This window comes from Algoriphagus sp. (assembly GCF_030694375.1).
Taxonomy (GTDB): Bacteria; Bacteroidota; Bacteroidia; order Cytophagales; family Cyclobacteriaceae; genus Algoriphagus.
In genome coordinates this window covers 1-21,932 of record NZ_JAUXYL010000048.1, presented here as the reverse complement: position 1 = coordinate 21,932, position 21,932 = coordinate 1, and the positions used below count along the sequence as shown (strand labels likewise).

Sequence of the window (21,932 nt, the reverse complement as noted above, 5' to 3'; positions counted from 1 at the left end):
ACATGGAATCTCGCATGGATTTCGATTATCCTAATTTCTGACGATGATGACATGCTCGATTTCATCGGATTCCCCGTCTGCGTTTAAAGAACAGGAGTTGTACAAGTATAGCCAAAAGGCAAGTGAAAATCGAGGAAAAAAAGCTTTTGTTTAGCACACCTAAAAAGCCACTTGTGCCCCACTGATCAGCCACGAAAAACACCATGGAATATGCAAAAACCAGTGGAAATGAATAGCTCAGAAACCAGACCAAACCCATTTCGTTAAGCGAAGGCTCTTCCGTATCCACATAGCCCCCAGTCGGACTGATCGCCCTCAGCCAAATCGATCGGGCAAATGCCAAAAAGGTCGCAGCGGCGGTATGCATACCTATTGTTTCGTAAAAGACATCGAGGAAAAAGCCCAATGCAAATGCAATGAGCAACAGTGGCACAGTTTTAACCGAAACGGGTAAAATCAAAATGCCCAAAAGATAAATGAAGACAAAGGCAATTCCGAAAAGCGCCAGATTTTTTAAAAACAAAACCTGAACCACTCCCAGGAAGAGAATCAGCAGAAGGTAGGAAATCAGATTTCTAATATTCATTACTTATCTCAGATTGGCGGTGAAGCGAATCCAGTTCTGTGAATAGCGTATTTTCAACGAGGTAAACATAATTTACTTTGCTGAAATCAGTACTTAATTTGACAGTAAGGGAAAGGTAATTGGGGTTCTTTTCGTCCGGGGAAATTTTGGAAATAACTCCGATCAAAATTCCTTCCGGAAACACTGCATTAAACCCGGAAGTAACAACGGTATCTCCTTCTACTGCTTTCACGTGCCTTGGCACGAAAAGTAAACGCGCTTCTGAGGCGCTTTTTCCATCCCATTGCACTGATCCAAATACATCCGAGGATTTAATTTTTGAGGAAACCAACAATCCTGTATTCAGCAAGGAAAATGCCACAGAATAATTTTCGGAAACAGATTTCACACGCCCAACTACCCCTTCCGGATTGAAGATCCCCATTCCGGGTTTGATACCATGTTTGGACCCTTTATTTAAGGTTAGATAATTCTGAGAAAATCTCAAAGAATTGCCAATCACCCGCCCCCCTTTGAACTGGTAAGTAGCGGCTAAAGCAGAATCCAGAACAAAAGAAATGCTATCCGGCTTGATCTGCAGTAGACGGAGCTGTTGTAGGATTTCGGCGTTTTCGGAAGTTAACGCTTCATTTGCCTCGGCAAGCGAAAAAAACTGGATTACGTCAGCCTGTTTCTTCAGCACAGAGCCTATCAAAACATTGGAACTGTTGAAGAAAGCTGCACCCTGTGGAGAATTATTGGAGACAATCATCCAGATTGCCAACACCTCAAGAAAAACGAAAAGAATAAATGCCCTTATTCGATAAAGGAACTGTAGGATGCGTAGCATTCAGTATTTAAGTCATCAGGACGGTTCGGAAGTTTTGAATATTTTTCAGGGCTGTACCTGTACCTCTTACCACTGCTCTCAGCGGGTCTTCGGCGATGTGAATAGGCAGCTTTGTTTTTTGGTGTAGTCTTTTGTCAAGACCTTTCAAAAGAGCTCCACCACCTGTAAGATGAATTCCATTGTCATAGATATCAGCAGAAAGCTCGGGCGGGGCGATCTCCAAGGCTTTTAAAACTGCCTCTTCTATTTTTGAGACTGATTTGTCCAGCGCAAAAGCAATTTCGGAATAGGAAACCTTAATGACTTTGGGAATACCGGTCATTAAGTCACGACCCCGGATTTCATAGTCATCCGGCGCATCGTCCAATTCTGTCAATGCGGAACCGATGGCGATTTTCACCTTTTCGGCAGATCGCTCTCCGATCAGCAAGTTGTGCTGACGGCGCATGTAGTCCAGAATGTCTTTGGTAAACGTATCACCGGCAACCCGGATGGATTGATCCGCTACAATACCGGAAAGTGCAATCAACGCAATCTCAGTAGTACCTCCTCCGATATCTACAATCATGGAACCCATAGGTTTTTCGATATCAATTCCAATACCAATTGCCGCGGCAATCGGTTCATAGATCATATACACTTCTTTGGCTCCCGCATGCTCAGCAGAGTCACGAACCGCTCTTTTTTCTACTTCTGTGATTCCGGAAGGAATACAGATGACCATTCGGTGCGATTGGGGAAACAACCCCTTCTTCTGTCCGGGGATCATTTTGATTAATCCACGGATCATCTGCTCGGCTGCATAAAAATCAGCAATCACCCCGTCCTTTAGCGGACGGATGGTTTTGATGTTTTCATGGGTCTTTTCGTGCATGTTCATGGCCTCTCGGCCCACAGCAAGTACCCGGTTGTTTGTCTTATCGATAGCGATGATGGATGGTTCATCCACGACAATTTTATCTTTATGTATGATGAGGGTATTTGCAGTACCCAAATCAATGGCTATATCACTAGAGAAAAAATCAAATAATCCCATTTTGTGCTGATTGATTGGCTTTGTGTTGGAGTTTGGTGTTTAAGGTAGTACCTAGGTACCGTTTTTAAACGCGGGTCGGCAAAATTATTATCTTAAATCGATAAAACTCAGATAAAGAAGTTTTTTTTGTTGTCTGAGGGCAAATGATTTAGTGATTGGCACAATCGAAAGTTTTTTTTGGGGTTTTCGCACTATTTTTTTCTGTTCGATTTGGATTAGAGGCTCCTGCTTTGCATTTCGGATTTCTTTATATTACTTTTGCACCGTATTCGAAAGTTTCTGGAGGGGACAACAAGTCCCCTCTTTCATTATTCAAACGTATGACTGAGCTTAGAAAAGCAATCGGAGAGTTGGTTGAAAAGCATCTTCCAGATGAGACTCACTTTGTTGTGGAGGTCAAATTGGAAGAAAATGCCGGTAAAACCAAGATATTGATTCTAATTGATGCAGATCAGGGAGTCACTATCCAAGCTTGTGCCAAATTAAGCCGTGCCGTGTCTGGAGAATTGGAAGAAAATGAAATGATCGGAGAAGCCTACGTGATTGAAGTTTCTTCCCCCGGCCTTGACTTCCCTCTAAGCAGTGCAAGGCAATATCAAAAAAATATAGGACGAGAGCTGAAGTTGACGCTGAACTCCGGGACCGATGTCTTGGGCAAACTGCTCGAAATAGACGCCACTGGGGTAAAGTTATTGGTTAAGAAGAAAGAAAAAGGGAAAAAAGCTACCGAAGAAGAGCTTCATTATCCTTTTGCTGAAATCAAAAAATCTATCGTACAAGTATCTTTTAAATAACTCAAATGGATGCCAAAATCTTAATAGAATCTTTCGCAGAGTTTGCGAGATCTAAAAATGTGGATCGACCTACCATGATCCGTATTCTGGAAGATGTGTTCAGAGCCATGATCCGTAAAAAGTTTGAGACTGACGAAAACTTTGACGTCACGATCAATGCTGATAAGGGAGACCTCGAGATTTTCCGTATCCGGGAAATCGTTGACGACAATTCTGAGGATATTTGGGATTTCGATAAAATCAGTTTCACGGAGGCCAGAAAAATAGAGCCCGATTTTGAAATTGGTGAAGAGGTTTATGAAAAGATTGAATTGGAAGAGTTTGGACGCAGGGCCGTGCAGATGGCGCGTCAGACTTTGATCCAACGAATTAAAGATCTTGAGAAAGACATTCTTTATAATAAGTATGAAGAACAAGTTGGAGAGATCGTCTCGGCTGAAGTTTACCAGATTTTGGGAAGAGAAATCCTCCTGATAGATGGAGATGGTAATGAATTGATTCTTCCAAAAACGGAACAAATCTCCAAGGATCGTTTTAGAAAAGGAGACACTGTGAAGGCAATAGTACATCGTGTTGACATGAATAATGGCAACCCGAAGATCATTTTGTCCAGAACTTCTCCGGTTTTCTTGGAAAGATTATTTGAAAATGAAGTGCCTGAAGTCTACGATGGCCTCATTACCATCGTGAAGATCGTCCGTGAACCAGGGGAGAGAGCTAAAGTTGCGGTAGAGTCCTACGATGATCGAATAGATCCGGTAGGAGCCTGTGTCGGAATGAAAGGTTCAAGAATTCACGCTGTGGTGCGGGAATTGCAGAATGAAAATATTGATGTAATCAATTACACGGAGAATCTCGATCTTTACGTGACCAGAGCACTTAGCCCTGCTAAAGTATCTTCAATCACTGTAGATCAGGAGAGAAAGCGGATTTCGGTTTTTCTTAAACCGGATCAGGTATCATTGGCAATCGGCAAAGGCGGATTTAATATTAAGTTGGCAAGCAGATTGGTAGGATTCGAGATTGACGTATTCCGAGAGTTGAATGAATACGATGACGAAGATGTAGATCTGAGCGAATTCGTGGACGAAATCGACGGTTGGATCATCGAAGAATTGAAAAAGACGGGTTTGGATACTGCCAAGAGTGTATTGGCATTGACCAAAGAAGACCTGACTAGACGTACAGAATTGGAGGAAGAGACAGTCGATGAGATTTTCAGAATCCTCAGACAAGAATTTGATCAATAACGGGGGACTTCCCCCTTAGATTACCCTATTTATATTTAGAATTTCGAAAGAGGTTTTTGCTTATGTCAGAAGAGAAAATGATGCGTTTAGGCCAAATAGCCAGAAAGCTCAACGTGGGTACGGCAACCATAGTTGAGTCAATGGCTAAAAAGGGCTTTGAGGTGGAGAATAATCCTAATTCCAAAATTTCCATGGAGCAAGTGGGGATGTTGGAGAAGGAATTCAAATCCTCTGCCCTTGATAAAGAGGAAGCTTCCCACCTTTCAATCGGGAAGCGTCATGAGCCTATTTCGCTCGAACCTGAAACACCAAAGCAGGAAAAAGCACCTGAGCCAGCTCCTGCACCGGTTCATAAGGAAGAACCAAAAGTTGCCGTAACTATACCTGCTCCAAGTCCAAGCCCTGCTCCTGAGCCGGCGCCAATTCCTGCACCTGCTCCAGCATCAGAGCCGGAACCGGAAAAAGTATCACCTGAGGTTCCAAAACTCGAGGGGATAAAAATTCTGGGCAAAATTGACTTGGATAAAAAGCCAGCACCTAAACCTGCACAGGCTCCACAAAATGCGCCAGGGCAGCGGAATGAGAGATCTCAGGATCAACGAAAGCAACATCCGAACCAACAGCAGCCAAGACCGGGTCAGCAACCTAATAGAGGTGGACAAGGTGGTCAAGGTGGTCCACAACAAAATAAGCCGCAGCACCAAGGTCCTAAACCAGCCCAATCTGCGCCTAAAGCTCCTGCTCCCTCTCAGGCACCACAGGCCCCAAAGCCGCCGGTTGTACAAAAGCCAGTAGAAACGCCAGCACCGGAGCAATTGATCTCTGCAAAAGCAGATTCGCTCAAAGGATTAACAGTTCTTGGGAAAATTGAACTTCCTGTAGATCGACCTAAGAAAAAAGGTGGCCCAGTAGCCTCCTCCGATGAGCGAAATAGAGATAAAAAACGTCCTCGTAAAAGGATCGATAAACCGGGAACTCCCGGAAATCAGGGCGGACAAGCAGGCGGAGCAAATAGGCCTCCGCAAGAACCGAGAGGTGCTCCCAAACTGGCGGTCCACAGACCCGGCACCCAACAAAGAGGTGGTGCGCCGCAGCAGCGCGTTCAAAAGGCGGAGCCAACACCTAAAGAAATCCAAGACCAGATCAAGCAAACACTTGCTCGTCTTCAGGGAACCAAGCCTGGTTCAGGCAAATCAAAAACCCGAAGAGATAAGCGTGCAGATCGCGATCGGGAAGTTGAAGTCGAGGGCGAAGAAGCAAAAATCCTAAAGGTTACCGAGTTCATCTCGGCCAACGATTTGGCGGCACTCTTGGATGTTTCTGTAAATCAGATCATCTCAACCTGCATGTCATTGGGGATGTTCGTTTCTATCAATCAGCGATTGGACGCAGAAGCCATCACCATTATAGCAGATGAATTCGGCTATGATGTAGAATTCACCAAATCCATCGAAGATGAGATGGTGGAAGATGCACCAGATGAAGTAGAAGACTTAATTGAAAGAGCTCCAATTGTTACCATCATGGGACACGTAGATCATGGTAAGACTTCCTTGCTTGATTACATCCGTATGGCTAAGGTAACTACTGAAGAAGCTGGGGGAATCACCCAGCACATCGGAGCTTATGATGTAATGACACAAACAGGTCATAAAATAGCTTTCTTGGATACACCGGGTCACGAGGCATTTACAGCGATGCGTGCTCGTGGTGCTAAAATCACCGATTTGGCAATCATCGTGATTGCAGCAGATGATAGCATCATGCCGCAAACCAAAGAAGCAATCAATCACGCTCAAATGGGTGGAGTACCCATGATCTTTGCAATCAACAAGGTGGATAAGCCCAATGCTAATCCGGCCAAGATTAAAGAAGCACTCGCAGGAATGAACCTTCTCGTAGAAGAGTGGGGAGGAAAATATCAGTCTCAGGATATCTCCGCCAAGACTGGCCAAGGTATCGACGAGTTGCTTGAAAAAGTCTTGCTCGAAGCTGAGATCCTTGAGCTTAAAGCTAATCCGAATAAAAATGCAGTCGGCACGGTAGTCGAAGCTTCTCTTGATAAAGGTCGTGGCTACGTCGCTACCATCATGGTTCAGGCAGGAACACTGAGAATCGGTGATATTATGCTTGCAGGCCAACATTATGGCCGCGTGAAGGCCATGTTTGATCACAAAGGCAAAAAACTGAAAGAAGCCGGACCTTCTACACCTGTTCAGGTATTAGGTCTCAGTGGAGCTCCACAAGCTGGTGATACAATCAAAGTGTATGACACAGAACGCGAAGCGCGCGAGATCGCCAATTCAAGAGAGCAGATTCAGCGGGAGCAAAGCTTACGTACCAAGAAGCACATTACTTTGGATGAAATCGGTCGTCGTTTGGCAATCGGAAGCTTCAAGGAGCTTAACATCATCATCAAGGGTGACGTGGACGGATCGGTCGAAGCACTTTCTGATTCATTGTTGAAACTTTCCAAAGACGAAGTCAAAGTATCCATCATTCATAAAGGTGTGGGTCAGATTTCCGAATCCGATGTATTGTTAGCTTCAGCATCTGATGCGATTATCCTCGGTTTCCAGGTTCGACCTTCTTCCAATGCAAAGAAACTTGCAGAGCAGGAAGAAATTGAAATCCGTCATTACTCCATCATTTACGACGCAATCAATCAGATTAAGGATGCGATCGAAGGAATGCTTGAGCCGACTTTTGAAGAAGTCATCACCGGTAACATTATCGTGAGGGAAATCTTCAAAATCACTAAAATCGGAACTGTTGCAGGTTCTTACGTGACGGATGGTTTCATTACCAGGAAGAACAAGATCCGCGTGATCAGAGGTGGTATTGTAATTCACGAAGGAGAAATCGATCAGTTGAAGCGATTCAAAGACGACGTCTCTGAAGTGAAAGCAGGTTACGAATGTGGTATTTCGATCAAAAACTTCAATAACATCGAAATCGATGATACCATTGAAGGATACGAGATGAAAGAGATTAAGCGTAAAAAATAATTTTAACGATTTTGTTTATAGAAAAAGGAACGGCAGCAGTCGTTCCTTTTTATTTTTAAGGAATGATGGAAGCACTTCTTGTTATTATTTTGGGTCTTGCAGTTTTTTTCCTCCTAAACTTAGTTATGGGATTGTATCGCCCGGTTTTGGTTCTTTGGTTTTTGGACCGCTTCAATCGGTTAAAGGTGATTCAGATTTATGGTGCTTTAATTACTTTCTGCCTTGTAGTCTGGCTTGGGTTGAAGCTTCTTTTCCTTTGACCAAATAAAAAAATGAAATTCTGCCTATTTCAGAATATTGCCCTGTTTTATTAATTTTTCAGAAATCTTGTTTCTTTTTCTCGGATTTTTAAATCAATTTTCAATTTCATAACTCTTCCCCTTGAGAAAAGCAGTAGCCATAGCACTTTTATTATGCTTCGCCATCTACCATTTTGGCTACTATGCATTTTATTATTCTTACCAATACACCATGGAAAGTAATTGGAAGGATAAAATCTATGGGGAACAATCCGGCACCTTGGACGAGCGATTGATGGAGATCCCGCTTTCAGCTCCTTACATGGCCAATCAGGATGAATTTCAGGCAACAAATACCCGTTTTGAAAAGGAAGGAAAATACTTTCGTGCCATCAAACAACGCTATCAAAACGACACACTACAGGTTGTTTACGTGCCGGATACTGCCAGAAGGGTTCTTGAATCCACCGTAAAAAGCTGGATTTCATCCCTGACCGAGGACGAACTGCCACAGGATCAAAATGGACAAACTCAGCTCAAATTGTTTGTAAAAGATTACCTCGAGCCGGAGGTATTCCAAATAGGCTTTGTTGCGAAGGATGCCATTGAAAATAAGATTGGGTTTATTTTTTCATCTTACATGAGTCCGTATTTCATTTTAGACTCACCACCTCCGCAGGTTTCCTGATTTTTTACTGAATACCACCTCCATCGCAGAATGCCGGGCATTTCTGTGGTGAATTTTGGTGTTCCACTTATTGCTGCACTGGATCCGCTTTCTCCGCTGTTTTGCTGAAAAGCGTATTCCTGTGCGGGAAACAACATTTTCCAAATCACACTATCAATTCTTATGAACTTTAACTCAAAGTTCCTGGGCTTGCTGCTTGCAGGCTTGGGAATGATACAATTGGCTATTGCTCAGACACCTATCGATGGGCTGATGATGCCTAAAGGTGAAATCTGCATCGCCGTAGTCTACGAGGATGCCAACTGGGATCACTATTGGGAGGGTACTTACCTCCGAACCAATGGCAACATTGGCACTTTCTCAAGAAAAATGCTCATGCCAATGATCGTGGGCGGTATTACTGACAAGATCAATTTTATTGTCAGTTTGCCTTATGTAAAAACAGCTGCTACGGGCGGGCAACTGGCAGGAGTGGAGGGGATACAAGACTTAGGTCTATCGCTGAAGGCTCAGCTAGTTGATAAACAAATGGAAAAAAGCAAACTGATGGTTTTTTCCAACCTGAGTTTTAGTACTCCTGCCTCCAACTATCTGTCAGATTATATGCCTTTTAGTTTGGGGTTTGGTGCCAGAGAATTGGGACTCAGAGCCATCGGACAGTTTGAACTAAACAAAGGTCCTTATGCAAGAGGATCATTTGCCTACCTCCATAGAGGGACGACTGAAGCCGAGCGGGATTTTTACTATCAGGAAGGCAGTTTTTACACAGCTACCATGGACGTACCTGATGCTGTTCAGGCTCAGATTGCCATTGGATCCTGGTTTTTGCAGAAAAAACTCCGCGTCGAAGCATCGCTGACTTCGCTCCGTTGTGCGACAGGAGATGATATCCGTTCTTACAATGCTCCACAGCCAACCAACAAAGTTGATTTTGATCAAGTAGGTGGATTTGCACAGTACTATTTCAAAAAAGACGGGGGTCTCGGTGTCTTGGCCTATTACAATCACATGTTTTCAGGCAGAAATATGGGTCAGTTTTCAGGCCTGGGTCTAGGATTGACTTATCAGTTTAAAGCCTTCTAAAAAATCAGAAAAATGAAAATACAACTACGATACCTTTTCCTTTTTACTTCACTTTCGGCCCTGACTGTTTCCTGTATGGAGGAGTTGCCGACACGACTGGAGTATGAAGGGTATGAATATGCTGAATTGGATGAAAATGCCGGAACATGGAATTTAATTCTGATGGCAGGCAAAGAACAGGTCTCCATTCCAGATCCGGCTACGGTGGGTTCAGCGGCATTGAATCAGCAATTGCAGGAAGTAAAATCTAAAATCGCAAATTCTACAGCTGCTCAACGAGAGTCTGTGAACTATTGGACTAACAATTCTTTACTTCGATGGAATGAAATTGCATTGGAGCTAGCCGTAAAATACAACTTGATTCCTGGACCAAATCCTGACGGAACCTACACGCTTCCAAATCCGGCAAATCCGGCAGCCACACCAAACTTTCCTTTTGCTCATCCTCCCTACATCAGCCGTATGCTTGCTTACCTCAGTGTGGCCCAGTACGACGGACTGATCACCGCATGGCATTACAAAAAGAAGTTTGGCCGACCCGCCCCTTATAAGCTCGATCCTCAGATCAAATCCGCCTATGAAGAGAACGGGTTGAATTCCTATCCTTCGGATGGTGCCGTTGTAGCGATCACTTCCAGAGATATACTTTCTGTGATGTTTCCTTTGGAAAAAGAATACCTCAATAAGCTCGCAAAAGAGCACTTGGAATCTCTGGTGCTGGCAGGAATTAATGTCAGCAGTGACATCGAAGCAGGAAAAATAATCGGAAACGAAGTTTCCAAAATAGCCCTTGCCAGAGCAAACACCGATGGGATGAAAAGTGCTCAAACCCCTAAGTTAGTATCTGATTCCATCAAAAATGCTGCATTTCAACGCTTTGGATGGAAATGGGAAAATATGGAATCTCCTCAAAGACCGGTTGGGCTGACACCCCTATTCGGAAAAGTGAAAATGTGGAATGTCCCCACAGTGGAGGAAGTGAGGCCAAGAGTACCTCCGGCACCGGGTTCTGAAGAGTTCAATAGAGATGCAGAAGAGTTGAAGCGATTTGCAGCCAAACTGACCACCGAACAGCGCAGGATAGCCAATTTCTGGAATGACGGAATAAACACCTACAGTCCTCCCGGGCATTGGAATCGATTTGCCAAAGAGGCGGTGGTAAAATACCGCTTGAGTCCAGTTCGTACTGCCCGTGTTTTTGCTTACATGAACATGGCCATAGTAGATGCAGGTATCAGTTGTTGGGATGCTAAGTATTTCTATCACTATCCACGGCCTATTCAGACCATTCCGGGGTTCAAGACGATTTTGGGAACACCAAATTTTCCTGCCTATACTTCTGGGCATAGTACATTTTCGGCTGCAGCTTCAGAGGTTTTAGCACATTTCTTTCCCTCTGATGCCACGAAATTTAGAAAATGGGCCGATGAAGCCGCTATGTCCCGAATCTATGGTGGCATTCATTACAGATTTGATGCAGAGGAGGGCTTAGCCCAGGGTCGAGCGGTGGCGGCTTTTGCAGTTGCTAAAGCAAAGCGCGACCAAGTAGATTAATAAATTCAACCAATTATTCAGAAAAAAAATGAAAAAATATATACTTCTAGCTGTATTTACTTTGGGATCCCTAGTGCTGTTTTGTCAGCTGTCATTTGCCCAAGGTTGTGTAGCGATCCGGCAATTTTCTGGTATCGGAAATGCCGTCGGCCAACTCAATGTCCAGACCAAAGGAGATCTGAATGTCGGGTTGAGCTACAGATATTTTAAATCTTTCCGGCATTTCAGAGGGACGCACGAGGAGCCCGATCGGATCGAAAATGGCACTCAGGTGATTAACTGGTCGCATGGACTTGACTTTAACATCGGCTATTCTTTTACCGATCGGCTTTTTGGAGTGGTTTCGATTCCCTATGCCTACAATGAAAGGAGTTCCCTCTATGAACATGGTAGAGAAACCCGTCACAAGTCCTACTCGGGAGGTTTGGCCGATATTCGACTTGGGGCAGGATATTGGATTCTTTCAGGAGAAAAAGCAGCCAAAGGCAATATATCCTTGGGCTTGGGATTCAAACTTCCGACAGGGGATTACAATGCCAAAAGCACCTTTTATAATGTAGGGCCAAACAAAACCTCCGAAGTGCGTCCCGTAGACCAAAGTATTCAGTTAGGAGACGGAGGATTTGGAATCACGCTGGAATCCCAAGGATTAAAAGAATTCAAGTCTTCCTTGTTTGGGTATTACAATGCATTTTACCTTTTCAATCCACGCAATACCAATGGAACCCAAACGTTCCGATCACGAGCGAGTGAGGGGATCATGAGTGTGCCGGACCAGTATGCACTCCGTGCAGGGCTGTTCTATGGAATCGAAAAAGTCCACGGGCTTGGTTTTTCCCTGGGAGGTCGACTCGAAGGTGTTCCGGTTAGGGATTTGATCGGTGAAAGTGGCGGATTCAGACGTCCCGGATATGTGATTTCCGTCGAACCCGGTGCCAGCTACATGCTGGGCAATGTGACTGCTACTTTAAATGTACCGGTCGCACTGGTACGAAATCGAACCCGAAGTCTCACGGACATTTCGGATTCTACACCGGATAACTTCCGTCATGGTGATGCTGCTTTTGCAGATTATCTGCTCAACTTTTCACTCGCATGGAGGATTCCCAAAAAGGCTCCGGTGCTATTTAACTCACTTTAATTCTAGAGGTCAAAGCGCTTTCACAGGCTCTTTGACCTCATTTTTCAAGCTTTTGAACGCCAAGAATATCAGCGAAATAGCCAGCACAAACAGTAAGGCTGCGATCACCGCCAAAACGTATCCTTTTTCCTGAAAATTCTTCCATGCAAAAAGCCCCAAAGACGCGAGCGTCACGGTGAACATAAAAAACATGGGGATAGTCACGAAGGTCGCAGGGATCTTTTTCTTGATCAGCCATACTGCAATTGTCAACAAAGCCAGAGCGGCCAGAAGCTGGTTGGCCGAACCGAAAATCGGCCAGAGCGTACTGAATTCTCCTGAGGCTAAAAGCAAAATGGATAAAATCACAACCACTGTGGTGGACAAGTAACGATTTTTGGCCACTACTTGAGCTGTGGCTTGGGGCATGTCTTCGAAGTATTCCTGTAAGGTAAATCGCGCCAGTCTCGTGCATGTATCCAAAGTGGTCAAGGCAAAAGCTGAAACAGTAAGTGCGACAAAACCTATGGCAAAGGATTCAGAAATCCCCAAGGAGGAGATCATTCCTCCAATTCCGTTGGAAAAAAGAGCTACAGGACCTTCCGTGCCCAGCCTGCTGGCGTAGTCTTCTCTTGATAGCACTGCCACTGCCCCGACAGCAATAATGGCGAGGAAGGATTCAATCAACATGCCGCCAAATCCTACTACCTTGGCATCACTTACTTTGTCCAACTGCTTTGAGGTGGTGCCGGAAGCTACCAAAGAATGGAAACCGGATATGGCCCCACAGGCGATGGTGACAAACAAAACAGGGAACATGTAACCCAAACTTTCACTGGAGGTTTGAATCTGAGAAGTCATCTCGATCTGAGGATTTGCAATGAAAACGCCGGCTACTGCAGCGATCATCATTCCATAAAGTAAATAGCTATTTAAATAGTCCCTTGGCTGAAGAAGTAAGCTCACCGGAGTAACGGAAGCCAAAAATGCATAGCCCAATAGGGCCAAAATCCAAAAATTATAAGACATCACAAATGGCAATTGCGTCCCCAGATACACGAAGAAATACATCAAGACCACACCTACTACCGTGATGATGATAAAAGCGATTTTACCATTTCCGACTAATCTGTTGACGTAACCGAAAGCTACTGCCAGTAAAATAAAAAGGATGGATGCAGAAGCCACGCCCGGATTTGCGATGAAAGTCTTGGCAATGATATCCGAGAAAACTCCAATGACAAGGATCAAGGTGGAAAAGCTGAAAATCACAAACAGTTGTTTACCCTTTGGGCCGATTTGATTTCGGATGATTACCCCAATGGATTTTCCTTCAGTTCGCAAAGAAGCGGCCATACTTCCCAAGTCATGCACCGCTCCGAAGAAAATTCCTCCGACCAAAATCCAAATCACTGCCGGAATCCAACCAAAAGTCACCGCGATAATTGGCCCCACTATTGGTCCCGCCCCTGCAATAGAGGCGAAATGATGGCCCAATACTACAATTGGCTTGCTTGGTTCATAATCCACACCATCCCGAAGCAAATGAGAAGGTGCTTTTTTGGAATCATCCAATCCAAACTTTTTATAGGCATAGGCACCGTAAAACCGATATGCGACAAATAAAATGACCGCTGATATCAAGAGAAGTAGGGCAAGACTCATGGATTTTTTGGGAAATTGTCAAAAGATGGATTCACAGGCGAAAATTGGGAATCTTTTCGATATAAAGTAAAAGAGTTTCTACTTTTCTGCCCTTGGCCAAATTAATTTTAGGTTCAAAATCAGATTTGGTAGGGAATGAATTCAGGTTTATGTTCTTGGGTTTTTGGAATTCATTAAGTTCCTTATTTCCAGGTTGAAATTTCCAAAAACTATTAACCGGTACTTGCGTTCCAATGACCTCTAAGTGTGCTACTTTTGTGCTGACAAATGGAAATCAAAGAATTTAGGTATTCCGCAAATTTTTGCGAAGAAAACATCTGGCATCTCTGCCAAAACCCGGCACTTGAGCACTTTTCAAAAAAGGTGCTGATCGTATCCAACAGTAGTAAATATTGTCCATTTAGATTTCAAAAGTCCATTAATGGGTATGAAATCGTCTGGTGGAATTATCACGTGATCTTGTTTGCTTCCCACGAGTGTCAAAGTTTCATTTATGATTTTGATTCGACTTTGCCAGTGCCATTGTCGGGAATGGAATACATCGAAAAAACTTTTCAAAGACATGAAAATTGGGAAGAAATTCATCTCCCCCGATTCAAGGCTATAGAGGCTAAAGATTACCTTGACTCTTTTGAGTCTGACAGAAGCCATATGAAAGATTCGGATGGGAATTGGCTTTCTACTCCTCCAAAATGGCCTGCAATCGGGAAATCCGGGGGATTATCCTTGCCTTCGTTGCTGGATTTTACGGATTCAAGCAAGGAGCGAATTTATCATCTCGATGAAATGGGGGCAATGGTTGCGGCATTTGGCTAATAGCTCTGAGCCGGGGAATGGACGAGGTAAGTAAAATCGACTTAGTTCTTCTAATCCGGTAAAGATCAGGTTTTGGTTTTTCGCTCATCGTATCCTTGGGCACTTTGAGGATAATTGGCTGAGGATTCAAAGAGGATTTTATTTAATGGATATATGGGCTAAATTTGCAACCCTTGACTTGTCAAATTAACGACCTAACAACAATCTATGGCTTGGTTTAAAAGAACTGACAAAGGCATCAAAACCTCTACTGCTGAGAAAAAAGATGCTCCTGATGGACTTTGGTTTAAAACTCCCAACGGCAACATTATCCATACTCGGGAGCTGAAAAACAATTCTTTCGTCTGTCCTGATGATGATTTTCATGTGAAAATCGGCTCCAAAGAGTATTTTGAGATTCTTTTTGATGCAAATAAATTCACGGAGTTGGATCAAGATATGAAGTCCGGCGACCCTTTGAATTTTGCGGATACCAAACCGTATTCTTCTCGGATTGAAGCCACAATCAAGAAAACTGAGTTGAATGACGCTGTTCGAACGGCGCATGGTAAAATGAATGGTCTTGAAATCGTAGTTGCCTGTATGGATTTTAATTTCATTGGCGGTTCGATGGGATCAGTCGTCGGAGAAAAGATCGCCAGAGCCATTGATTATTCGCTGAAGCATAAGATTCCTTTCCTCATGATTTCAAAATCAGGAGGAGCAAGAATGATGGAAGCTGGTTTTTCGCTCATGCAAATGGCAAAAACCTCAGCGAAACTAGCCCTGTTGGATCGTGCCGCTATTCCCTACATCTCCTTAATGACAGATCCTACCACCGGAGGAGTGACCGCATCTTATGCCATGTTAGGAGATTTTAATATCGCCGAACCTGAAGCCTTGATTGGTTTTGCGGGTCCTCGGGTAATCAGGGAAACAATCGGGAAAGATCTTCCAAAAGGGTTTCAGAGTTCGGAGTTTGTGTTGGAACACGGATTTCTTGATTTCATCATCGATCGACGACAGTTGAAATCAAGGTTAACCACTTTGCTAAACCTTCTGAACAATTAATCAGTTATTCCTTCGAATACCATCTGTAAACAAGTCAAATTTGAATCCTTTTTTGGCCTGTTTTATAGATTAATAAATATATTTGTGCTCCTTAAACAGGTTCAATCCATACCAAAAAGTAAAACCAAAACTTCATGGGTTCAGTAATTATTACCTCCATTGTAGCATTTACAGCTATTATCCTGCTACTGGTATTTATCCTCCTTTTTGCCCAGTCTAAGCTGGTAAATTCCGGAGATGTAAAGATTGTCATCAACGGTGACAGCGAAAATCCGATCGTAGCTTCCGCGGGATCAACCTTACTTACCACCCTGAGCAATCAGAAAATTTTTCTTCCTTCTGCCTGTGGTGGAGGAGGAACATGCGCCATGTGCAAATGTGTCGTGGAAGACGGTGGGGGAGATGTTCTCCCAACTGAAGTGGGTCACCTCAGCCGTGCTGAACAGCAAGGAAATGTGAGACTTGCCTGTCAGGTCAAGGTAAAGCAGGATATGCAAATCCGTGTTCCTGACGAAATCTTTGGAATCAAGAAGTGGGAATGCGAAGTGGTATCCAACTACAACGTCTCAACTTTTATTAAAGAATTCAAAGTGAAATTGCCTGAGGGCGAAAACCTTGATTTTGAATCCGGAGGATATATTCAGGTCGATGTACCTGCGATCACGGTGAATTTCAAGGATATGGATATCACTCCACATCCTGACTTAGGCCACCCTGCCGATGTTTACAAAAGCGACTGGGATAAATTTGGCCTTTGGAGTTTGGTGATGAAAAATGATGAGCCCCTCTTTAGAGCTTATTCCATGGCCAACCACCCTGCTGAAGGAAACATTGTCATGTTGACCATTCGTATCGCGACTCCACCTTGGGATCGTGCAAACAACAGATGGATGGATGTCAATCCAGGGGTTTGTTCTTCTTATGTATTTGGAAGAAAGCCTGGTGATAAAGTGACCATTTCAGGTCCTTATGGAGAATTCCATATCAATCCAACCGAAAGAGAAATGATCTACATCGGTGGTGGTGCAGGCATGGCCCCGTTGAGATCTCATATCTTCCACCTATTCCACACCGAGAAGACGCATCGAAAAGTCTCTTATTGGTACGGAGGTCGGTCCAAGAAGGAACTGTTTTACACACCGCAGTTTAGGGACATAGAAAAAGATTTTCCAAATTTCAAATTCCATATTGGATTGTCCGAACCTCTTCCTGAAGATAACTGGAAGGTGAAAAAGTCCTTGGATGACGATGGCGATGGTTATGTAGGTTTCATTCACCAAGTGTTGTATGATAACTATCTCAAAAATCACGCTGACCCGGATGAAATTGAATATTACCTCTGCGGACCTCCTTTGATGAACGCCGCAGTGCTGAAGTTGCTGGATGACTTGGGTATTCCAAAAGAAAACATCCGCTTCGATGACTTCGGAGGGTAAAATTTATAAAAAGATCCCGCTTCGGCGGGATTTTTTAGTTTAGTACCATTTTTGAGTATTTTTATATCCACATTCTCACCCTATGAATATTCAATCCTTTTTCGACCCTGTCGCAGATTTTCTTCTCGAGAAAAAATATCCCGAAAACTCCTTTTTCCATCAGATTCATATTTACGGCGAAAATTTTCCTGATCTGAAAGGAATGCAAATTGCCCTTGTTGGAATCAAAGAAAAGCGGGGGGCAAAGAAATCCGAAAGTATCGAGCGGGGTGGCTCTGAAATCCGCGAAAAACTTTATGAACTCAAGAAAAGTCTGGTACCCTATCGGGTGGCAGACTTGGGGGATCTGATTTTGGGCGCTTCTCTGAATGACACGTACCAAAACATGCGACAGGTAGGGGAGGCATTGATGAAGCAGCAGATTCTTCCGATTTTCTTTGGAGGATCACATGATCTGGACTATGGGCAATATTTGTCCTATCAAAAAATGAAAAAGTTGGTTAGTCTGGTGACAATCGACGCCAAAGTGGATATGGAAGAAACAGGCCCGGAAGACGACCGTCACACCCAGGAAATCGTCCTGCACCAGCCCAATTTCCTATTTTCATACACCCACTTGGCTTATCAAAGTTTTCTTGTGGACCCGACCCTGATCAATGTGATGGAGAAACTTTACTTTGATCATGTCAGGCTCGGTCAGGTTCGTGACAACTTCAAAGAAACCGAGCCATTGATTCGGGATGCGGATTTACTCAGTTTTGACATGTGTGCCCTCCAATCTGCCGATGCACCCGGCGCAGTGGATGCCCAACCTTTCGGATTGACAGCGGAGGAAGCCTGTCAGATCTTCTGGTTTGCAGGAATGAATGAAAAGCTTAGCTCCATAGGAATCTATGGCTATGATCCCTATTTCGATGATGCAAATAATAGAACAGCTAAAGTAGCAGCCGTGATGATCTGGTATTTTATCGAAGGATTTTATTCCAGAAAAGACAGTCTATCCTTCAAAAGCGCAGATTACATCAAATACTCCGTTTCATTGGATGCAAAGCCTAACGTACTCGTTTTTTATAAAAGTAAACGCAGTGGAAAATGGTGGATGGAAATCCCCCACAATGAGACGAATCGTTTTGACCGGGTGAGTACTGTGCCTTGCAGTTACTCAGATTATCAGCTGGCGCAAAAAGGAGAGATCCCCGAGCGCTGGATCAATGCCCAGATCAAGTTGTATTGATGAAGACGTACACCAGGCAACAGTTGGCACTCCGGAATGGTCAGGAAAAACCCGAAATTTGGGTGGCATATAAGGGCACAATTTATGACCTGACCACCTCCAAGCTTTGGAAAAAAGGGATGCACTACGAGCACTGGGCAGGGCAGGATCTGACTGACGAACTTGCGGATGCGCCTCACACCGAAAAAGTATTTGAAAAGTTTCTGGCCATTGGCCAACTTACCTAGCATGATATTAATAGCAGACAGTGGTTCCAGCAAGACAGACTGGAGAGTAATTCATCGTGACGGCAAAATCAGCCAACATCGCGGAGTGGGTTTCAATCCCTATTATATGACCTCCGAAGAAATGGCGATTCAGATGCGTCATGACTTTTTGGTCAAGCTGGAAGACGAAATCGAGCAGATTTATTTTTACGGGGCGGGTTGCTCAGCTCCGGATCGGAAAGCTGAAGTTTCCAATGCCCTGCGGACCATTTTTCGACAGGCAAAAATTGAAGTAGACCATGACCTGGCTGCGGCAGCACATGCTACCTGTGGACATCAGGCAGGAATGGCCTGCATATTGGGCACAGGATCCAACAGCTGTGATTATGACGGGAAAAATATCATTGCCACGCGTCCTGCAGCAGGCTATATCTTGGGGGATGAGGGGGGCGGCTGCTATGTGGGAAGGAAGTTTTTGATCGACTTCATCCACGAGGAGATGCCAAAGTATATCCGCGAGGCGGCAATCGAGCGTTTTCATATTACTCAAAATATCATTCAGGATCACGTATACAGGCAACCTTTTCCGAGCCGGTATATGGCAAGCTTTTGCAGGTTTATTACTGAAAACAGGGCCGATCCATACTGCTATAGACTGTATTATGATTCCTTCAAGGATTTCTTTGCGAAGCACCTATTCAAGTACGAAGACTACCGCAATAAACCGGCGAATTTTGTGGGCTCCATCGCTTATTACAATAGCGATATCCTAAGAAAAGCTGCCGCAGACTCAGGAATCAACGTCCACATCATCATCGAAAGTCCGATTGCAGGGCTTACACTATACCATCAGGAAAAACTATGAAAACAACCGAAAGTAGCTCGAAGTATGAAAATCTGGAGCGAATGGAAGTTTCCGAACTGCTCCATCATATCAATGCGGAAGATCATAAAGTTGCCCCAGCCGTGAAGGAAAAGATTCCTGCGATTTCAGCCTTGGTGGATCAGATTGTTCCCCGAATGAGAGAAGGGGGAAGGCTTTTTTATATCGGTGCGGGTACAAGTGGAAGGTTGGGGATTTTGGATGCCTCAGAATGCCCTCCGACGTACGGAGTGCCCCATGATTGGGTAATTGGATTGATCGCCGGTGGAGATACAGCAATCCGAAAAGCTGTAGAGAATGCAGAGGATGATCCGGAAATGGCTTGGAAAGACATCCAGGAATATGGTGTTTCGGAATTGGATACAGTGATCGGAATTGCCGCCTCAGGATCGACACCTTATGTGATTGGTGGTGTTAAAGCAGCGAAAGAAAACGGCCTACTCACAGGATGTATTACCTGCAATACAGAGTCACTTTTGGCAAGATCCGTAGAATGTCCCATTGAGGTGGTGGTTGGGCCAGAGTTTGTCACCGGAAGTACACGAATGAAATCCGGAACTGCTCAAAAGCTGGTGTTGAATATGATTTCCACTACGGTCATGATAAAACTTGGCCGGGTGAAAGGAAATAAAATGGTGGATATGCAGCTTTCCAATGCAAAATTGGTCGATCGCGGCACGAAAATGATCATGGAAGCCACAGGCCTGGACTATCAAACAGCCAATGATTTATTGCTTTCTGAGGGTTCAGTACGGAATGCCACAGAATATTATTATAAAAACAAGGCTTGATCGTTAAGAATATTTTGAATGCCTAGCGATAATTACCTTCTTTCGCCATATCTTTACAGCCCGATTAAGCGTTTGGATACCAGTCGCTTATTCTACACCCTTTAATTCCAGCAGTGATGCTGCATACTATGAAAAAAAACAATTCAAGAAAGCCGTTTTTCAACGACGATCGCAAAGACTCCGGCTCTTCAAAGTCCGGGAAATCAGATTTTTCAGCAAGAGGTGGCCGTCGATCTGAAAATGGGGACTCGAAGTTTTCCTCCAACCAAAAATCATTCGGTAAAAAGGACGACTCCCACAGTAAGCCTTCGTTTGGAAAGAGGGATGGTTCCCACAGCAAGCCTTCTTTTGGCAAAAAACCGGATTTTAAGTCCGATTCTAAACCGACTTTTGGCGATAAGCCGAGAGGAAAATTTTTCAAATCTGACGAAAGAGGTTCGGATAAGCCCTCTTATGGAAAACGCCCGGGCAGTGGCGATTCAGAACGAAAGCCATTTGGTGAGAAGCGTTTTGACAAGGGAGACGGATTCCAGAAGAAGTTTGAAAAGCGGGAAGGTTCATCCTATCCAAAAAAAGCATTTGGAGATAAACCGGATCGCTTCAGAAAGGACGAAGCTGCCGGTAAGAAATTCGAAAAGCGAGAGGGACCGGACTTTCAAAAGAAAACGTTTGGCGATAAGCCGGACCGGTTTAAAAAGGATGGCTTTGCCGGAAAAAAGTTTGAAAGACGTGAGGGGTCTGATGGTCCCAAAAAGACTTACGGTGATAAGTTGGACCGATTTGAGAAAAAAGATTCAGACAGACGGAATAGTGGGGATGAGCCCAAGCCACGACCGGAAAAGCAATTTTTCCAGAAGGATTCCACGCCGGATCAGTCTCCAAAGGAGCACGGCGAGCGATTGGTTTATAAAGGCAGAGGACGGGATCAAAAGCCGGTTTTTGCCCCCGAGCAACCGAAAGCGGCGGAAGAGAAATCAGGTGAAAAAAAAGGGTTTGGTAAAAACCGTCCCAACCGACAAGCCTTAGACCTGGATAGACCGGATTATAATTTTGAGGCCCTACCGGCAAGAAAGGTCAAAGGAAAGGAAGAAACAGACTCATTTCGTCTGAATAAGTACATTTCCAATTCTGGCATCTGCGGACGAAGAGAAGCGGATGACTTGATTGCCAAAGGGCTGATCACGGTCAATGGGCAAGTAATAACAGAGATGGGGTATAAGGTCAAAAAATCAGACCGTGTCATCTATCAGGGGAAGAAAATCAATCCTGAAAAGCCTGTCTATCTGCTTTTGAATAAACCGAAAGATTTCATCACCACTACTGATGATCCAATGGAACGAAAAACGGTGATGAAATTGGTAGAGAATGCCTGCGAAGAGCGAATATTCCCTGTGGGAAGATTGGATAGAAATACGACAGGGTTGCTGCTTTTTACGAATGACGGAGAGCTGACAGCCAAGCTTTCGCACCCTTCCAATGAGGTGAAAAAAATCTATCAGGTGACGATTGACAAACCCTTGACACATAATCATGAATTGGAGATCCGGGAAGGATTGACATTGGAAGACGGTGACGTGAAAGTGGACGACATGCAAGTGCTATCCTTGGATCGCACAATCATTGGTTTGGAAATCCATATCGGTAGAAACAGAATTGTAAGAAGG

Annotated in this window: 19 protein-coding genes; 15 read left to right on the top strand and 4 right to left on the bottom strand. The window is 44.2% G+C overall.

The annotated features are described in order from the left end of the window. Positions 1 to 61 precede the first annotated feature (61 nt). Genes Q8M62_RS20095 through Q8M62_RS20085 form a run of 3 tightly spaced genes read right to left on the bottom strand, consistent with a single transcriptional unit; the run spans position 62 to position 2,451 of the window. Positions 62 to 586 (bottom strand): rod shape-determining protein MreD, encoded by a 525-nt coding sequence (locus Q8M62_RS20095; protein WP_304900429.1) that lies wholly within the window; start codon positions 584 to 586, stop codon positions 62 to 64. Further along, the gene (gene mreC, locus Q8M62_RS20090; protein WP_304900430.1) at positions 576 to 1,415 is read right to left on the bottom strand and encodes a rod shape-determining protein MreC; all 840 of its coding nucleotides are present in this window, start codon (positions 1,413 to 1,415) and stop codon (positions 576 to 578) included. Before mreC ends, Q8M62_RS20095 begins: the two co-directional genes overlap by 11 nt. A 7-nt stretch (positions 1,416 to 1,422) precedes the next feature. Continuing rightward, on the bottom strand, positions 1,423 to 2,451 hold the full coding sequence (locus Q8M62_RS20085; RefSeq protein ID WP_092731786.1) for a rod shape-determining protein: 1,029 nt from the start codon (positions 2,449 to 2,451) through the stop codon (positions 1,423 to 1,425). A 320-nt stretch (positions 2,452 to 2,771) separates the two neighbouring features. On the opposite strand from Q8M62_RS20085, the gene rimP reads away from it, so the two are divergent. From rimP to Q8M62_RS20050, 7 genes are all read left to right on the top strand, one after another. Further along, the gene (rimP, locus tag Q8M62_RS20080) at positions 2,772 to 3,245 is read left to right on the top strand and encodes a ribosome maturation factor RimP (protein WP_304900431.1); all 474 of its coding nucleotides are present in this window, start codon (positions 2,772 to 2,774) and stop codon (positions 3,243 to 3,245) included. A 5-nt stretch (positions 3,246 to 3,250) separates the two neighbouring features. Beyond that, positions 3,251 to 4,495, top strand: a complete 1,245-nt coding sequence (gene nusA, locus Q8M62_RS20075) for a transcription termination factor NusA (protein ID WP_304900432.1) — start codon at positions 3,251 to 3,253, stop codon at positions 4,493 to 4,495. 62 nt (positions 4,496 to 4,557) lie between these two features. Beyond that, positions 4,558 to 7,503, top strand: a complete 2,946-nt coding sequence (gene infB, locus Q8M62_RS20070; RefSeq protein ID WP_304900433.1) for a translation initiation factor IF-2 — start codon at positions 4,558 to 4,560, stop codon at positions 7,501 to 7,503. Positions 7,504 to 7,884: 381 nt separating this feature from the next. Beyond that, the gene (locus tag Q8M62_RS20065) at positions 7,885 to 8,430 is read left to right on the top strand and encodes a hypothetical protein (RefSeq protein WP_304900434.1); all 546 of its coding nucleotides are present in this window, start codon (positions 7,885 to 7,887) and stop codon (positions 8,428 to 8,430) included. A 162-nt stretch (positions 8,431 to 8,592) separates the two neighbouring features. Continuing rightward, positions 8,593 to 9,513 carry a transporter gene (locus Q8M62_RS20060; protein WP_304900435.1) on the top strand — a complete coding sequence of 307 codons (921 nt, stop codon included), beginning with the start codon at positions 8,593 to 8,595 and terminating at the stop codon, positions 9,511 to 9,513. Between the two features lie 12 nt (positions 9,514 to 9,525). Then, entirely contained in the window at positions 9,526 to 11,067 is a 1,542-nt protein-coding gene (locus tag Q8M62_RS20055; protein ID WP_304900436.1) for a phosphatase PAP2 family protein, read from the top strand. Positions 11,068 to 11,095: 28 nt separating this feature from the next. Further along, positions 11,096 to 12,208: a transporter gene (locus Q8M62_RS20050; RefSeq protein ID WP_304900437.1), complete on the top strand. Its 1,113-nt coding sequence runs from the start codon at positions 11,096 to 11,098 to the stop codon at positions 12,206 to 12,208. 9 nt (positions 12,209 to 12,217) lie between these two features. Here the strand turns inward: Q8M62_RS20050 and Q8M62_RS20045 are convergent, their stop codons facing one another. Then, a complete protein-coding gene (locus Q8M62_RS20045; protein ID WP_304900438.1) occupies positions 12,218 to 13,852 on the bottom strand; it encodes a carbon starvation protein A in 1,635 nt (544 codons plus the stop codon). A 267-nt stretch (positions 13,853 to 14,119) separates the two neighbouring features. Between Q8M62_RS20045 and Q8M62_RS20040 the strand changes: the two genes are divergently transcribed. The 8 genes from Q8M62_RS20040 to Q8M62_RS20005 form a co-directional block, all read left to right on the top strand. Beyond that, positions 14,120 to 14,668, top strand: a complete 549-nt coding sequence (locus tag Q8M62_RS20040; protein WP_304900439.1) for a hypothetical protein — start codon at positions 14,120 to 14,122, stop codon at positions 14,666 to 14,668. Positions 14,669 to 14,875: 207 nt separating this feature from the next. Then, positions 14,876 to 15,718 carry an acetyl-CoA carboxylase, carboxyltransferase subunit beta gene (gene accD, locus Q8M62_RS20035; RefSeq protein WP_092731760.1) on the top strand — a complete coding sequence of 281 codons (843 nt, stop codon included), beginning with the start codon at positions 14,876 to 14,878 and terminating at the stop codon, positions 15,716 to 15,718. Between the two features lie 134 nt (positions 15,719 to 15,852). Next, a complete protein-coding gene (gene nqrF / locus Q8M62_RS20030) occupies positions 15,853 to 17,154 on the top strand; it encodes an NADH:ubiquinone reductase (Na(+)-transporting) subunit F (protein WP_304900440.1) in 1,302 nt (433 codons plus the stop codon). 82 nt (positions 17,155 to 17,236) lie between these two features. Then, complete coding sequence (locus Q8M62_RS20025) at positions 17,237 to 18,388, top strand: formimidoylglutamase (RefSeq protein WP_304900441.1); 1,152 nt, start codon at positions 17,237 to 17,239, stop codon at positions 18,386 to 18,388. After that, complete coding sequence (locus tag Q8M62_RS20020) at positions 18,388 to 18,615, top strand: cytochrome b5 domain-containing protein (RefSeq protein WP_304900442.1); 228 nt, start codon at positions 18,388 to 18,390, stop codon at positions 18,613 to 18,615. The genes Q8M62_RS20025 and Q8M62_RS20020 overlap by 1 nt, the downstream gene beginning before the upstream one ends. Before the next feature lies 1 nt (position 18,616). After that, a complete protein-coding gene (locus Q8M62_RS20015; protein WP_304900443.1) occupies positions 18,617 to 19,459 on the top strand; it encodes an N-acetylglucosamine kinase in 843 nt (280 codons plus the stop codon). Next, positions 19,456 to 20,268: an N-acetylmuramic acid 6-phosphate etherase gene (murQ, locus tag Q8M62_RS20010; protein WP_304900444.1), complete on the top strand. Its 813-nt coding sequence runs from the start codon at positions 19,456 to 19,458 to the stop codon at positions 20,266 to 20,268. The genes Q8M62_RS20015 and murQ overlap by 4 nt, the downstream gene beginning before the upstream one ends. Before the next feature lie 128 nt (positions 20,269 to 20,396). Then, the coding region (locus Q8M62_RS20005) for a pseudouridine synthase (RefSeq protein WP_305668242.1) at positions 20,397 to 21,932 on the top strand (1,536 nt) is incomplete at its 3' end.